This is a genomic window from Blautia sp. St.27G3, assembly GCF_059728505.1.
Map to the genome: position 1 here is coordinate 1,961,304 of NZ_BAAGFO010000001.1, position 17,048 is coordinate 1,978,351.

8 protein-coding genes, 1 tRNA gene and 3 rRNA genes are annotated in these 17,048 nt (G+C 42.7%); 1 reads left to right on the plus strand and 11 read right to left on the minus strand.

The window, feature by feature from the left end; genetic code table 11:
• Nucleotides 1–24 precede the first annotated feature (24 nt).
• The 9 genes from AC6I2O_RS09365 to AC6I2O_RS09405 form a co-directional block, all read right to left on the minus strand.
• Nucleotides 25–2,898: ribosomal RNA gene (locus tag AC6I2O_RS09365) — 23S ribosomal RNA — on the minus strand.
• A 491-nt stretch (nt 2,899–3,389) separates the two neighbouring features.
• A 5S ribosomal RNA gene (gene rrf, locus AC6I2O_RS09370) occupies nt 3,390–3,507 on the minus strand.
• A gap of 165 nt (nt 3,508–3,672) precedes the next feature.
• Nucleotides 3,673–5,203, minus strand: a 16S ribosomal RNA gene (locus AC6I2O_RS09375).
• Together the 16S, 23S and 5S rRNA genes with 1 tRNA gene alongside form the textbook arrangement of a ribosomal RNA operon.
• Nucleotides 5,204–5,507: 304 nt before the next feature.
• Nucleotides 5,508–5,595: transfer RNA gene (locus tag AC6I2O_RS09380), tRNA-Ser, on the minus strand.
• A gap of 285 nt (nt 5,596–5,880) precedes the next feature.
• Complete coding sequence (locus AC6I2O_RS09385) at nt 5,881–7,221, minus strand: sensor histidine kinase (RefSeq protein ID WP_120393708.1); 1,341 nt, start codon at nt 7,219–7,221, stop codon at nt 5,881–5,883.
• A 9-nt stretch (nt 7,222–7,230) separates the two neighbouring features.
• On the minus strand, nt 7,231–7,953 hold the full coding sequence (locus tag AC6I2O_RS09390) for a LytR/AlgR family response regulator transcription factor (RefSeq protein ID WP_497742461.1): 723 nt from the start codon (nt 7,951–7,953) through the stop codon (nt 7,231–7,233).
• Nucleotides 7,954–8,052: 99 nt separating this feature from the next.
• Nucleotides 8,053–8,832: a sugar-binding protein gene (locus tag AC6I2O_RS09395; RefSeq protein ID WP_497742462.1), complete on the minus strand. Its 780-nt coding sequence runs from the start codon at nt 8,830–8,832 to the stop codon at nt 8,053–8,055.
• Nucleotides 8,833–8,951: 119 nt separating this feature from the next.
• A complete protein-coding gene (locus tag AC6I2O_RS09400; RefSeq protein WP_497742464.1) occupies nt 8,952–11,453 on the minus strand; it encodes a glycoside hydrolase family 3 N-terminal domain-containing protein in 2,502 nt (833 codons plus the stop codon).
• A gap of 296 nt (nt 11,454–11,749) precedes the next feature.
• On the minus strand, nt 11,750–12,862 hold the full coding sequence (locus AC6I2O_RS09405; protein ID WP_120393713.1) for an ABC transporter ATP-binding protein: 1,113 nt from the start codon (nt 12,860–12,862) through the stop codon (nt 11,750–11,752).
• A 370-nt stretch (nt 12,863–13,232) separates the two neighbouring features.
• Here AC6I2O_RS09405 and AC6I2O_RS09410 point away from each other — a divergent pair, with 370 nt between their 5' ends.
• Nucleotides 13,233–14,180, plus strand: coding sequence for a 3'-5' exonuclease (locus AC6I2O_RS09410; protein ID WP_120393714.1), 948 nt, complete (start codon nt 13,233–13,235; stop codon nt 14,178–14,180).
• Between the two features lie 100 nt (nt 14,181–14,280).
• Here the strand turns inward: AC6I2O_RS09410 and AC6I2O_RS09415 are convergent, their stop codons facing one another.
• Together AC6I2O_RS09415 and AC6I2O_RS09420 are read right to left on the minus strand one after the other, a co-directional pair.
• Nucleotides 14,281–15,018 carry a tyrosine-type recombinase/integrase gene (locus tag AC6I2O_RS09415; RefSeq protein ID WP_497742465.1) on the minus strand — a complete coding sequence of 246 codons (738 nt, stop codon included), beginning with the start codon at nt 15,016–15,018 and terminating at the stop codon, nt 14,281–14,283.
• Nucleotides 15,019–15,049: 31 nt separating this feature from the next.
• The gene (locus tag AC6I2O_RS09420) at nt 15,050–16,792 is read right to left on the minus strand and encodes a D-alanyl-D-alanine carboxypeptidase family protein (RefSeq protein WP_497742466.1); all 1,743 of its coding nucleotides are present in this window, start codon (nt 16,790–16,792) and stop codon (nt 15,050–15,052) included.
• Between the last annotated feature and the right edge of the window lie 256 nt (nt 16,793–17,048).

The window sequence follows — 17,048 nt, forward strand, 5'->3', positions numbered from 1 at the left end:
GTCTTCTTCTTCCTTTCTCCACGCTTGGATAAGCTTGCGACCTATTAGTAGCAGTCAGCTCCATGCATTACTGCACTTCCACCTCTGCCCTATCTACCTCGTGTTCTTCAAGGGGTCTTGGGATATCTCATCTTGAGGGGGGCTTCACGCTTAGATGCCTTCAGCGTTTATCCCTTCCCGACTTGGCTACCCGGCCATGCCTTTGGTAAAACAACCGGTACACCAGAGGTCAGTCCACCCCGGTCCTCTCGTACTAAGGGCAGCTCCTCTCAAATATCCTACGCCCGCGCCGGATAGGGACCGAACTGTCTCACGACGTTCTGAACCCAGCTCGCGTACCGCTTTAATGGGCGAACAGCCCAACCCTTGGGACCTACTACAGCCCCAGGATGCGATGAGCCGACATCGAGGTGCCAAACCACTCCGTCGATGTGAACTCTTGGGAGTGATAAGCCTGTTATCCCCAGGGTAGCTTTTATCCGTTGAGCGATGGCATTCCCACTTAATACCACCGGATCACTAAGCCCTACTTTCGTACCTGCTCCACCCGTCGGTGTCGCAGTCAAGCTCCCTTCTGCCTTTGCACTCTTCGAATGGTTTCCAACCATTCTGAGGGAACCTTTGGGCGCCTCCGATACCCTTTCGGAGGCGACCGCCCCAGTCAAACTCCCCGCCAGACATTGTCCCCCAACCGGTTCACGGTTGCAGGTTAGAAACCCAATAACGCAAGGGTGGTATCCCAACAGCGGCTCCATGGAAACTGGCGTTCCCACTTCTTCGCCTCCCACCTATCCTGTACATGCATTACCGGATCCCAGTGTCAAGCTGGAGTAAAGCTCCATGGGGTCTTTCCGTCCTGGCGCAGGTAACCAGCATCTTCACTGGTACTTCAATTTCACCGGATGCATTGTCGAGACAGCGCCCAAATCATTACGCCTTTCGTGCGGGTCGGAACTTACCCGACAAGGAATTTCGCTACCTTAGGACCGTTATAGTTACGGCCGCCGTTTACTGGGGCTTAAATTCAAACCTTCGCGTTGCCGCTAAGCTCTCCTCTTAACCTTCCAGCACCGGGCAGGCGTCAGCCCATATACTTCACCTTTCGGTTTTGCATAGACCTGTGTTTTTGCTAAACAGTTGCTTGGGCCAATTCTCTGCGGCCTGGTCTCCCAGGCACCCCTTCTCCCGAAGTTACGGGGTCATTTTGCCGAGTTCCTTAACAATGCTTCTTCCGTCGGCCTTAGGATTCTCTCCTCATCCACCTGTGTCGGTTTATGGTACGGGTACGATATAAGCAATAGCGGCTTTTCTTGGCACATGGCTCACATGCTTCCCTACTTGTATTCGGTCCGCCTCACGTCTTTGCCTTATGCGGGGGTTTTTCCTCCCGCACAGCTCCTTCGCTTGCACGCAGCTTTCCATTCTGCGCCCATGCTCTCCACATGCGTCCCCACAGTTCTGTTATACCGTAGTACAGGAATCTCAACCTGTTGTCCATCGACTACGCCTTTCGGCCTCGCCTTAGGTCCCGACTTACCCAGAGCAGATCAGCTTTACTCTGGAAACCTTGGATATTCGGCCGGAAGGATTCTCACCTTCCTCTCGCTACTCATTCCGGCATTCTCTCTTCCATACGCTCCACAGCTCCTTTCGGTACTGCTTCTTCGTGTATGCAATGCTCCTCTACCAATCCTTGCGGATTCCTCAGCTTCGGTGTCGTGTTTTAGCCCCGGACATTTTCGGCGCAGGACCTCTCGACCAGTGAGCTATTACGCACTCTTTGAATGTATGGCTGCTTCTGAGCCAACATCCTGGTTGTCTTCGAAATCCCACATCCTTTTCCACTTAACACGCACTTTGGGACCTTAGCTGGAGGTCTGGGCTCTTTCCCTTTTGACTACCCAACTTATCTCGTGTAGTCTGACTCCCGTACATCATCTATATGGCATTCGGAGTTTGATATTCTTCGGTAAGCTTTGACGCCCCCTAGGAAATTCAGTGCTCTACCTCCACTAGACTAATACGAGGCTAGCCCTAAAGCTATTTCGAGGAGAACCAGCTATCTCCGGGTTCGATTGGAATTTCTCCCCTACCCACACCTCATCGCCACCCTTTTCAACGGATGTGCGTTCGGTCCTCCACTACCTCTTACGGCAGCTTCAACCTGGACATGGGTAGATCACCCGGTTTCGGGTCTGCATCCACTGACTTTACGCCCTATTAAGACTTGGTTTCCCTCCGGCTCCTCACTTTCCGTGATTAACCTCGCCAGTGATCGCAACTCGCCGGACCGTTCTACAAAAAGTACGCGGTCCTACCTTAACGTAGTTCCACAGCTTGTAAACACAGGGTTTCAGGTTCTCTTTCACTCCCCTCCCGGGGTTCTTTTCACCTTTCCTTCACAGTACTATGCGCTATCGGTCACTAAGTAGTATTTAGCCTTACGGGGTGGTCCCCGCTTGTTCCCACAAGGTTCCACGTGTCTCGTGGTACTCTGGATCCCGCCATGCTTCCTTTCGTTTCGGGTACGGGTCTTTCACCCTCTTTGGATGGCTTTCCCAAAACCATTCCCCTACAATCAGAAGATCAATTATGCGGTCCGAACCCCAGGGTGCACGCACCCTGGTTTGGGCTCTTCCGGTTTCGCTCGCCGCTACTCCCGGAATCGATGTTTCTTTCTCTTCCTCCGGCTACTTAGATGTTTCAGTTCACCGGGTTCCCCTCCATACGTTATGGATTGGCGTATGGATACTGGAGCTTTCCTCCAGTGGGTTTCCCCATTCAGATATCTCCGGATCTATGGATATTTGCTCCTCCCCGAAGCTTTTCGCAGCTTATCACGTCTTTCATCGGCTCTTAGTGCCAAGGCATCCACCCTGCGCTCTTATTCGCTTAACCTGTAAATCGCGGAGAAAACACAGTTCTCGAGGTGTTTTCGTCGCTTTCTACTTTCTCACATATATAGCGTTATATGTGTGGTTGGGTTGTTTTTCTGAGTTTTCTCTCCGCAGCCTTCCCCTTTCGGTTCCTGCTGCTTTACTTGCTTGTTTCTAAGCTCAGGTTTCCCTGAACTTATCCTCGGATGTCTTGTGATGAATTCTTTCTTGTTCCATCCATTTATGATCTATAAATGTTTGTTCAATCAGATTCATCGGATATTTTTTCTGTATGCGGTTTTCAAGGTACGTTTCTGACTGAATGTTTTATCAGCCATTTAAAACCAAAACTATTTTTGATTTTAAATCACTGGTAAAACCAGTTATCGAAACAGCACTTCCCTGCTGATTGGGTTAGCATATCGCTTTTCACAGACGTGGTATTCATCCCACTGTCATTGGATACGCCGGTATATATATCAAACAGGATTCCTCCCGTTTTTTCTTTTTTTAATCTGGCAGCCACCTACTCTCCCACACCGTCTCCAGTGCAGTACCATCGGCCGCTTAGGTCTTAACCATCGTGTTCGGGATGGGTACGGGTGTTTCCCCTAAGCGCATCGCCACCAGAAGCATTGAGCACTTATTGAGTGCAAGTTTTGCGCCGCACGAATTTAGTGCGAAAGCTGTTCGTTGCAACTTGGCGAGGTCTTTTCGAGCCTAGTACAATCGAACTCCCTTGTCTCCCTTAATAACTCAACAGTGATACAACCTTTACTTCTCGATTCTTCCTTAGAAAGGAGGTGATCCAGCCGCACCTTCCGATACGGCTACCTTGTTACGACTTCACCCCAGTTACCAGTCCCGCCTTCGGCAGCTCCCTCCTTGCGGTTGGGTCACTGACTTCGGGCGTTACCGACTCCCATGGTGTGACGGGCGGTGTGTACAAGACCCGGGAACGTATTCACCGCGACATTCTGATTCGCGATTACTAGCGATTCCAGCTTCGTGCAGTCGAGTTGCAGACTGCAGTCCGAACTGGGACGTTATTTTTGGGATTTGCTCCCCCTCGCAGGCTCGCTTCCCTTTGTTTACGCCATTGTAGCACGTGTGTAGCCCAAATCATAAGGGGCATGATGATTTGACGTCATCCCCACCTTCCTCCAGGTTATCCCTGGCAGTCTCTCCAGAGTGCCCACCTTAAATGCTGGCTACTGAAGATAAGGGTTGCGCTCGTTGCGGGACTTAACCCAACATCTCACGACACGAGCTGACGACAACCATGCACCACCTGTCTCCTCTGTCCCGAAGGAAGGACGACGTTACTCGTCTGTCAGAGGGATGTCAAGACTTGGTAAGGTTCTTCGCGTTGCTTCGAATTAAACCACATGCTCCACCGCTTGTGCGGGTCCCCGTCAATTCCTTTGAGTTTCATTCTTGCGAACGTACTCCCCAGGTGGAATACTTATTGCGTTTGCTGCGGCACCGAAGAGCTTTGCTCCCCAACACCTAGTATTCATCGTTTACCGCGTGGACTACCAGGGTATCTAATCCTGTTTGCTCCCCACGCTTTCGAGCCTCAACGTCAGTTACCGTCCAGTAAGCCGCCTTCGCCACTGGTGTTCCTCCTAATATCTACGCATTTCACCGCTACACTAGGAATTCCGCTTACCTCTCCGGCACTCAAGATTTACAGTTTCCAATGCAGTCCAGGGGTTGAGCCCCCGCCTTTCACATCAGACTTGCACATCCGTCTACGCTCCCTTTACACCCAGTAATTCCGGATAACGCTTGCTCCATACGTATTACCGCGGCTGCTGGCACGTATTTAGCCGGAGCTTCTTAGTCAGGTACCGTCATTTTCTTCCCTGCTGATAGAGCTTTACATACCGAAATACTTCTTCGCTCACGCGGCGTCGCTGCATCAGGCTTGCGCCCATTGTGCAATATTCCCCACTGCTGCCTCCCGTAGGAGTTTGGGCCGTGTCTCAGTCCCAATGTGGCCGGTCACCCTCTCAGGTCGGCTATGGATCGTCGGCTTGGTGAGCCGTTACCTCACCAACTACCTAATCCAACGCGGGCCCATCTTACACCACCGGAGTTTTTCACACAGAAACATGCGTTCCCGTGCGCTTATGCGGTATTAGCAGTCATTTCTAACTGTTGTCCCCCTGTGTAAGGCAGGTTGCCCACGCGTTACTCACCCGTCCGCCACTCAGTCATTTTAAAATCCACCCGAAAGTCTCATTTAAAATACTTCGTTCGACTTGCATGTGTTAAGCACGCCGCCAGCGTTCATCCTGAGCCAGGATCAAACTCTCTAATAAAGTGTTGTTCAATCCGGTCAGATAACGTCTTGGCTATCTTTCCTTTTACTGTTTTTAAAGGTCAGTTCCTTAGAAAAAAATCTCTTAGAATCTTTTCAAGGTTGTCTCACTGTTCAGTTATCAAGGTGCTTCTTGATCGTTTTTCCTGATGATTTATCAGTTTTTCAATCTGTGACTTTTCGTCTTTTCTGTTGTCTCTCTACCGGAGCAACTCTGATATCATATCATGTCTTTTTCGGTTTGTCAACAACTTTTTTTAACTTTTTTTGACCTTTTTTAACTTTTTATTCTCTTCAGAATAAAACGGAGAAAGAGGGATTTGAACCCTCGCGCCGCGTTAACGACCTACACCCTTAGCAGGGGCGCCTCTTCAGCCTCTTGAGTATTTCTCCATAATTAATTTAAGTCAGCACTCATAGCGCATTTATTATTATATCTATGAAGTATTGTTTTGTCAATAATTATTTATATATTTCTTGTTTTATTTTCCTGTTTTTTCATGTACTCTATATATTGTGCAAGCTCAATTCAAACGATACTAAACCTATTCCCTCTTCGTCTATATCAACTTTTAATTTTACGTTCTAAGCCCTTATAAGACAAAATTATCTCTTTGATTTCTATTCTATTTCCGTCTCAGAATAAAGGGATCTAAGATTATTTAATTTAAAATAGCTTTAAATATTAACAGATTTATCTGCTTCATTTCCATCATTTAAAAGCAATATTCTGCTCTCAAACCAATTTTCTCCTCCATTTAGTTTCATCACTCCCTGATACTGTTCTACAATATTTTGAATAATCTTCATTCCATATCCATGGAAATCTCCATCTTCTTTATCGGTCAGCAAATCTGGATTGTTTTGCAGAATATTTGCATATGTACTGTTACGGATAATAATTTTTATATAACCTCTCCGATTTTCAAGTTCCAGTTTTACCCATTTTTCCTGCGCTTTTTCAGCTGCTTCAATTGCATTGTCACACAGATTCATTAAAATTACGCCCAGATCATACGATGAAATTTCTTTTAAACTGCATGTGCCTATCCAAATATCAAATGCAATATTACTTTTTATTGCTTTTGTTCTTTTTATATTCAGTATTACATTTAAAATATGGTCTTCCATATATGTTTTGCCATAATCCAACTTTTGCTGGATCTTATGGAGCTCGCTCAAATAGTTTTGTAAAGAAGTGTAATCCTTCTCCTGTATAAGCGCATCAATACAAAAAAGATGCGCTTTATAATCATGTTTAAATTCTTTTAAAGAGTGATCCACGTCAAGAATCTGACCGACATACTCTTTTTGCATATCAATAAAATTTCTTTGCAGCACGGCAATGTTGGTCTTTTCAATATTATCTTCCATCAAATTTAACGCATAGTAAAGAAGCAGCGGAACAGCAACACAAAAGGCATCCAGCGCAATTTCTATATTAAATGCCTGATGTTTTCTGTCAAAACAAAAAATCATCCATATTTCCAGTACAGAAATAATACCAAGAAAATACCAGGATTTTCCCTGCAGATATTCACTCGCTTTCACCCTGTGCTGAAGCAACATTTTCAGAGCTATTAAAAGACATATCTTCATAAAAAGTCTTCGAAAAATATAAACGAGCAACAGTTCCGTATAACACGCTTCTCTTATCCCGATATACGCATGGCAAAGTGTTACAGATAAATTTTCAAGAGCAAATAAAACCGCAGAAAATAAAATAATCAGGACAAATTTTATTTTCAAATCTCCTTTGCAAAATACAATAGTATAAATAAAAGGCACAAGGACGACACTTCCCATCCAAGCATATATATTATTATCTGTCACCGCATCACAAACAATAGCTGATAATAACATCACTGCCGTACCCGGAAGCCAAAGTCTTTCAAAATCATACCTTTTAGGGCTGAACATAGAGTGAATAAAATACATGAATAAAAAACTTTCCAGAAACTGCCCCAGTATATTTATAAGAATAAAACCGATATCCTGATGTCTTAATAATTCACTCATAAATACCTCTCATTCCAGAAGATATCTTGAAAGTTCCCGTTTCAGCTCAGTCGCTTTTCCTCTGCCGAGCGGAAGTTCTTTTCTGTTCACCAAAATTACCCTATCGCATCGTACCGCATATACTTTCCTCATATTAACCAGAAAAGACTTATGACATCGCCGAAAATTAATCTGTTCTAATTTCTTTTGCTGTTCTTTCAAAGAACTCCTGATTAATCTTTCTCCATTTTCCGTAAACACCTGAACATATTTATCTTTTGCTTCCAGATATAGTACTTTATTTACGTCTGTTACAAATTCATATCCCGTCTCATCCGTTATAATAATCCGCCTGTACTTTTCTCTTTCTCTGATCACTTCTTTTATTTCACGCACCACTTTGCAAAGATCACTTTCTAAAAACATTTTCCTTACAAATGAAAAAGGATGAACGCGAAAACTTTCAAATACGAACTCCTCTCTGCCGGAAACAAAAATCAATAATGCTTCCGGACTTTTTTTCTTTATTTCCTCCGCTAAGTCAATCCCGTTTCTTTCCGGCATATCAATATCCAAAAAAAACACGGTAATTTCCTGCTTGTCCATGATTTCAAATATCTGAAAAGCAGATGTACAGGAAAAAAAAACTGTTTCTATATTTGCATTATGGAAAAAATGCTTTAATTCTTTTACTACTCTCTGTACCGCAGTTATCTCATCGTCACAGACAATAATCCGTACTGTTGTTTCCATAATATTACCCTCGTAACATTTGCCATACTATTTACAGTATTTAATTATATCACAAACAGTGCAACAAATAAAACCTGCTGCACTGTTTCAGAATATGTTTTACTCAAAACGCAAGCGTCCCCACAGACTCGGATTCTTATCAATTTCTCTTGTCCCACACCAACTCATCTGTACGCTGCCCTGTGTATTCGGGAATGGATAATCATTATCTGTGATACAAATATCAAAATTTACTGTGTCACCAGCAATAGGCAAGTATGTTTCCATATACTCATTAGAAAAGTTTGACCATGGAATTGCCAGTTCCAGAAGAAATCCATCTCCTGTCATAGTATAGCCTTTTTCATATCCCTCTAAAACCTGGAGACTGTCTTCCATTCCCTGAGAGGTAAATCGCCCCAGCTTTGACCGGTCAATCATTGAACGATCAAATGCTGTATACCAATTTTGATTGTCCATCATCAGGTAAACTAAAAAATCATTTGTATCATATTCTGTCCGGTTCGGATCTGCATCCGGATTTGTTGAAATATAAACTTTAAAGTTATCCTCCATATTATGCTCAAGCAGACCTACAGCGCCAAAGGGAGATGCCTCTTTTACCTCTGCTGCCAGATATAGTTTTTCTTCATCCCACATGACATAAATGCTGCAACTGACATCATTCTCTCCCATCCAGAAATCCTCACCACGAATGATCTGGGACGCATCTTCAATTTTAATTGGTGAAGACAGATTCCAGTCATCCAATGTTCCATCTATACTGACCGGATTCTCTGCCCGGTATGCTGTTGCCATTTTCTCTTCTGCAAATGCACTGACAGAAACTATGCCCAAACATGTTATCAAAAGTCCTGCCCCTATAATTGCTTTTTTCATAATTCTCATTCCTTTTCTATTTTTTATTTATATAAGAAATTAAAAAGTATCGTTTGTACAATTTCATGATATAAAAACAGACGCTGCTGTTCCAGCAGCGCCCATAAAACAAGAAAGAATTATTCAACAATAATTGTTTCGCTCATATCGCCGACTGTAATCGTATGCTCGCCTGCTTCTAACGTTAGTGCAACCGTAATCACACGGAATTGATCCTGATCAAGAGCTACAAACTTCTCAGCCGCAATCTTATCGCCGTCCATCACCTGAACAGTCACATGACCGTCTCCTCCATTGTTCTGTGCCACAAAACAGATTTCAAATGGAACACCGGCTTTCTGATTTGCAATAGCTGCCGCTTTTCCTAAATTGATTCCCCTTTTCGACGTAGCCTCAACATCTATTACTGTCTGCGGTACTGTCAGTAAACTGAGTTCGATTGCTGCAGGATTATGGTAGCTCATTCCATAATTCGTTGTCCAAAGAACGTCTCCAAGATTATTCGGCATGTCTATTGTCGGATTTTTCTTTGCCATCATTGCCATATACAGACGTGTTTGAGCATCTACTCCAATATCATTCTGCAGTTCTCCCCAGGACAACGTATAAGCATCTGCATCATATGCTGTCTCATATACAGTGCTTCCCATAGGTTCCTTTTCTCCAAACAACATGGATGCTGTCACTTCCGGCGCTGCATAACGGTAAAAACTTCCTACAGATGAACCATGGTCCGGTGTATTACTGTAAGTCTGCATCAGAATTGCATCAGAATTTTCTACCTCTTCCAGCCCTGGCTCCGTATCAACAGTACCCTCAAATACAAGAACAATCGGTTTGCCTGCTGCCTGTGCGTCCTCTACCATATAGTAATAATTATCATCAATGATTGTTACATGGAATACACATACATCTGCTTCTTCCATTGTTGCAACAACGGTACCATAAAGACCGAGCGCCTGCATATCACTTTCTTTTATCTCTTCTGTTGTTCCATCCACATATACTTTTGTATCATTTGCGAGCGGAAGAATATTATTTTCATTTTTCAGCAAAATAGTGGATTCTACCATCAGCTGTTCTTCCATTTCCGTAATTTCACTGCGGCGTGCAAGATTAATATCATTATTATTCAATACTGCAAACGGCTCTTTCTGATATTCCTCAGAACCGATCAGAGCAACTGCCTCTTCCCAGTCGGAATATGGATCTTCAAAAATTCCAAGTTCGAATTTATTTCTCAGTACACGTGCGACATGCTCATTCAAATCTTCTTGCGTAACAAGGCCTTCCTTTACAGCTTCAGTAATTACATCTGGGAAAGCACGCCACTTAATATCTTCTGAATATTTGCTGAGATCATCTCCGAGAACCGGTCCAACGCAGCTGAACATATCAACTCCTGCATTCAGAATCATTGCGTAACGCTCTTCTACTGATAAGGTAGAAATATCCACACCGTCAGATGTAACACCTGTCATTTCCATAAGCTTGTTAATATCCAGCGGCCAGTCCAGGCAGACAACTCCGTTGTATCCGAGATCCTTACGGAGGATATCATATGTATCTTTGTCCATATACCCCTGTACGCCCGGTGTGATGCCTTCATTGTTGTTTGTCATAATATAATGTGTACCAGCATCTACGACTGCCTTCCATCCTACCATCCAGCTGTCAAGCAGATTGGCCGGAGATTTCGCATTTACATAAGCGTTGCGGCCTCCACGGGCGATAAAATGCTTGGAATGCGCACTCCATCCGTTATCCTGATAAGCTTTTGTTTCGATTGCAGACATTTTTGCAATATAATTTGGATTATCACCATAAAAACTTCCGATTTCATTTCCATATCCATGGAAAACCTGATGATAGCCAAGTGCCGCTGATTCCTTTGAATACTCGGAAACCAGATTGTAAAGAAGCTCCTCATTATGCGCAATGCCAAACGCATAATGCGGCATATCAATCATGCCGCCCCATGTATTGTAAGAACGGTCACCAGAAAATACAGCCGGAATACCAAGGCGTGATTCCTCTGCAATACCCTGGATTGAATTAAACAGGCCAAGCTGATCCTTCGGATTTCCTGTCAAGGCTCCGATAAAAGTTGTTACTTTCGCTTCCTGGATCTGATAAGCCATAGGAACTACCTTTGTTCCGCTGACTTCAACAACCGTATCTGTTGAATACAGGCAGGTTTCAGGGTCATCTACATATGGGATTCCATGAACAGACACATTGGATCGTTCTTCCACATCATTCGCCAGATCTGTAACGGTACTGCCATTGCTTCCAAAAATACAGGAAAATACCAGCGTTCCCGCTTTTTCCTCATCCGTCATTTGTGAGATAAGATCCTGAACACGCGTTTCCAGATCAAGTCTCCAGTCCTCATAAATATCTAATTCTCCATCCTTATCCAAATCCCGAAAATACAGATTATCTGTCTTCAGAAAACCTTCTTTCCTCTTGTTACTCAAACGAATCTGCTCTCCGTTTGCTTCTACATAATAAAAATCAGATGCACTGTACTGAATATCAGATTCTTCTCCTGCAAATACCGGAACAGCAAATGCATTTATTGCCATAGCTGTTGAGAGTAATACAGCAAGTTTTTTCATAGCATTGACCCCTTTCCACAAAAAATGATAGTTTTGTAAATAACTTTTGATTTTTTTCGGAAATTTTGCGCAAATATTTCTAAATCAGGTTATTCTTTTATACATAATTATAGTAACATTCACCAATATTCTTCTGCAAGTGCTATGTCGGCAAGTGCATTTTTTCGTCGTGAACTACAAATTTTATAAATTCTCATTCCTCAATAATGAATCAGTGCCATAAAAAAAATGCAAAAAAGCACTGCTCCACAAAATAATAACCTTTTCGTGGAGCAGCGCATTTGCTTTTCGCTGTACTAGTTTGTAATTGTCAGCTCTGTCTCTTTATCAAATACATGAATCTTATCAACATCAAGTGCAAATTTCACAACATCGCCTGTTCTTGCAGCTGTGCGCGGATTTACTCTTGCGGTGAAATTGCTGCCGGATACCGTGAAATACAGATATACTTCGGCACCAAGAAGCTCATATACCTCAATCTTTGCTTCCAATGTTGAATCACCAGCTTTTGCAAGTGCATCTTCATCATCGTGCAGATCCTCCGGACGGATACCCATGATAACATTTTTCCCGTTGTATCCTCCGTCAATCAGTTTTTTCGCCTTTGTCTGCGGAAGTTTAATCTTTGTGTTTTCCACTTTCAGATACGCGTCGCTGCCCTGAACCTCAACAACAGCATCTACCATATTCATCTGCGGGGAACCGATAAATCCTGCCACAAAAAGATTGCCCGGTGCATTGTAAAGGTTCTGAGGTGTATCTACCTGCTGAACAACACCATCTTTCATAACAACAATTCTCGTACCAAGCGTCATAGCCTCTGTCTGGTCATGTGTTACGTAAATAATCGTAGCTCCAAGTCTCTGATGCAGCTTAGAAATCTCCGTTCTCATCTGTACACGAAGTTTTGCATCCAAATTGGACAGTGGTTCGTCCATCAGGAATACCTTCGGCTCACGCACGATAGCACGGCCCATGGCAACACGCTGTCTCTGTCCGCCGGAAAGAGCCTTCGGCTTACGATCAAGCAACTTCTCAAGATCAAGAATCTTTGCTGCTTCTCTTACCATTTTATCAATCTGATCCTTCGGAACTTTTCTCAGCTTAAGGCTGAATGCCATATTATCGTATACAGTCATATGCGGATACAGTGCGTAGCTCTGGAATACCATCGCAATATCTCTGTCTTTCGGCTCTACATCGTTTACTACTCTGTCGCCGATCTTCAGTGTACCATTTGTAATTTCTTCCAGACCTGCAATCATACGAAGTGTTGTAGATTTTCCACATCCGGACGGTCCTACAAAAATAATAAATTCTTTATCTGCGATTTCAAGATTGAAATCCTTTACTGCTTCAAAGCCGTTTGGGTATGTCTTATTAATATGAGACAGTGATAAACTTGCCATGATAAAATCCTCCTGACTGTAATTTCTGATTGTAATTCTTACTTTGAAATGCAATACTGCTATTGTCGTTTCTGAAATGTTTCGCTAGAACTACTCCATTCAAGTGATGACATGAGTATAGCTGAATTTTTCTTTTCCGGCTATACCACAACTGTACAAACTTTTTTTAAATTCCTTGGCAGTTCTGTGTATGAAAGTAAACCAAATATTCAATTCCTGTCACAATGACGAAAATTTCAGTTTTTCCTGTACATCTTGACGAAGGCTTGTTTTTTATTCGATCATTCGGTATACTATACTCTGCCTCTGATGATACTGAATATGATACGCAAACAAAACATCTCAGGTAAAAAGAAAGGAGGAATCTGACATGAATTATATTGTCCTGGATCTGGAATGGAATCAGTGTCCTACTGGGAAATCAAATGAAATAACAAATCTTCCTTTTGAAATTATAGAAATTGGCGCTGTAAAATTAAACGATGCTTTACAGGAAACTGATCAGTTCCGTGAAATTGTAAAACCACAGGTATACAAAAAATTACATTTCCGTACAAAAGAGATTGTCTCTTTGCGCTCTATTGATTTTGAATCAGCCAGATATTTTCCGGAAATTATCACAGACTTTCTTGCCTGGTGCGGAGATCAGCCTGCCTTTTGTACCTGGGGCCCTGCTGATTTAATGGAATTGCAGAGAAATTTGGCTTATCATAAGATTCCTTCGCCGTTTCCTTTTCCTTTTCTTTATTACGATATACAGAAAATATTCAGTATCGTTTATGAAGACCGGAAAACAAGACGCTCACTGGAATACGCCATTGACTTTTTGAAGTTTCCAAAAGACATTGCTTTTCACAGTGCCCTGAGTGATGCCCTTTATACGTCGCTCATTATGCAGCATCTTACTCCTAAACAGATTGCAGAGAACTCTTCGGTCGATTATTATCGTACTCCAGCAAGACGGCGTCAGGAAATCCATCTTACCTACAGTACGTATGTGAAATATGTGTCGAAACCTTTTGAATCGAAATCTCAGGCCATGAAGGATCGTATTGTATCGGCTACCACCTGCTATCTTTGCCAGAAAAATGTTCCAAAAAAAATGCGATGGTTTCCGATCGGCAGTAATAATTACTGTGCTCTGGCCTTTTGTCCGGTTCACGGATATCTGAAAAGCAAAATCCGGATGCGTCAAAATAAAGATGAAAAATATTACGCGATCAAAACAACAAAATTAATTTCTGAGGAAGATGCTTTTGCCATTCGGGAAAAGAGAAAAATCCAGAAAGTAAAGAAAAAACTTCATAAGCAAATTTAACTTGTTATCTTTCCATCTGTTGTAGTTCGTTGCATAATAAAAACAGATCAGAAAAACAGCACCCACACTTTTCGTTTTGTTTTTCTGATCTGTTATTTTTTTATTTTGTTCGTTTAAAATTTGCTACGAGCTCTTCCATTTCCTTTAACAGACACTCCACCTTACCAAAGTAAGCGTCGTTATTCAGCGGATTATCCATCTCATTACTGATATCATCCAGAACTTTTTTCAGCTCTTCAATTCGCTTTTTGCCATTTCCGTTTTTGTAAAGGATATAACGGCTCCGCTCATTCTCCTCCGGTGTCATTTTGCGGAGATAAACCTCCACATTTGGCTTCTCACCAATATAACGGTACGTGATGGAAGGAGAAGCATGATTAAGAAGATTCTGCAAATAATAAATATCTCCTGTGGACTTGTAGTAGCGCCATGCAAAGGTCTTTCTCATCGTCTGCGCGCCGATCGAAGTAAGCCCCATGCTCTTTCCCGCACTTTTTAACGCGCGGTATGCCTGTTCTCGTGAGAGTGCTGCCGGTGAACTGGCATGTCCAAGAATCAAATATGCATCCGGATCTTTGCCTTCTGTATATTGATTGATAATTTCCTTTAAATCAGCGGGAATCAGAAATGTTCTCTTGATATTTTTTGTCCCGATATTTGCTTCAATGCTGTCTTTTCCCCTGATATCTTTATTTTTAAATTTCAAAATCTCCTGAAGCTGAAGACCGGTCCCCACTCCGATTTCAAACATAATATAATATTTGTCATCCATCTCCCGCAGCTTCGCTTTGAACTTTTCTAATGTTTCATCGTCTTTGATTGGCGCAACCCAGTTCATACTTTATCCGTCCCTTCCTTAACTATTTATACTATCCCTTATCTTTTTCTGCCAGTCTTTCCTGGCGTTCCCTTTCAAGCTCATCCAAAAGACGTTCCGTCTCATGAGCTTTTTCGTCCATAATACGGGCCTCCTCGGCAGCCCTTTCTGCCTCAGCCCTGGCAAGTTCCTCCTGCTCCCTGTGCAGGCGTTCCTGCTCCATAACCGCACGAAGCTCAGCTTCAATTTCCGCAGTCGTCATTCGTTCGATTTCCTCTTCGCGTTTTCTCCTTTCTTCCTCTTCCTGTCTTCTGCGCCTTTTTATTCTGGATTCTGAGGTACTACGGAATATCAGTAAAACAATAAATAAAATCAACAGCAGTAGTATAACAATCCCACTGATTACTACTGTCATTGTATTTTTTTCCGTGTACTCTTTAAACATGCGGTAGCCTGTCTGGAAAAATCCCGCAGCCTGGTTCAATACCTCATTCAGGCTCTCTACCTGTATATTTGCTCCTGATGCTTCTTCTATCGTCTCCTCGACTAGATCCGTTTTCTTTTGAAGAAGCGTCTGCGCAGGAACAAAAGCAGTATTGAAGCTGCCCTGAAAACTTCCTACTGAAACACCGTTATATTTATAAGAAAGAGTTTTCTGATTACCATTTTCTGCCATAACCTCATATGTTACATCTGATTCAGCTGCCGTATTCGGAAGCGTAATGCTTCCACTGCAACCGGATACAGGAACCTGTTTTCCGGCAGATAATTGGAATTTCGAAGCCTCCCCAAGATATCCAAGACCCATTATATCATAAAAAGTACGCTTGGAAGCCTCTGCTTCGAACTTCTTTGTATTAAAATTTTCAAGTCCGTATTCAAGGATTTGTGCGGATTCATTGTAAGCCTTTCCTGCTCCGTTAACACGAAATACAACCGAAACAAGGCTTTTCCCATCCTTTTCCGCAAAAGTAACTAACGTATTCAGACATTGTGAGGTAAAACCTGTTTTACCTCCGGTACAATAGTCCCGATAATATTCTTCATCCCTCAGCATCATTTTCTGATGATTCAAAAATGAACGCTCTTCTTCTACAAGATTTGTCTTCGGAATGGTATGTTCCGTTGTGGTGGCAATCTCTTTAAATACAGGATTCTGATATGCTGCTTGTGCAATCAATGCCATGTCATGCGCGCAGGTATAATGATCCTCCTGATACAATCCATGTGGATTTGCAAAATGTGTGTTCACACATCCGATCTCTTCTGCTCTGGCATTCATCATATCAGCAAAACCGCTGATACTTCCTCCCATATACTCTGCAACGCCATTTGAAATATCATTAGCTGAAGCTAGCATGATCCCATATGCAGCATCCCGCAGCTTCATCTTTTCTCCAGGCTGAATACCCAGATGGGAACTTCCCTCCTCCAGGTCATAAACAATCTCAGAAAATGTAATCTCATCATCCAAATCACAATTTTCAACCAGTAACAGCGTTGTCATAATCTTTGTAACGCTGGCCGGATACATTGTCGCCGTTGCATTTTTACTGTACAAAAAAGTGCCTGTATCCATATCCATCACCACTGCTGACGCCGACTCTATAGACGGACCCTGGGGCCAGAGCGGAATTTTGTTGGACTCTATCTCGTAGTAATAGGAATCTGGAATAGGTTCCTCGGTTTCCTGCTCTTCCTCTCCGTCTTCTGCTCTCACCAAACCATAAGGCACTGACAAAATGGTCAGACAGAGAACTAAAAATCCTGCAATCAAGGCTTTCCAGTTTTTCATTCCAATTCTCCTCATATTCTGTTTTGCGCTATTTTGCCGCACTGTCAAATTTTTCAAAATCTGGCAAACTGCATGAAATAACATAGCACTATTAGTATAGGGGAAAGCGAAAAAAATTGCAAGCCATGCTGTGCAACTAATAACGATTTTTTTCCACTTTTACTGTATTATTCCATATATTGGAAATCATATTTTGCAGAAAAAGACTGTTATCTATTTCACACAAATAACAGCCCTTTCTGTCTCCCTACATATG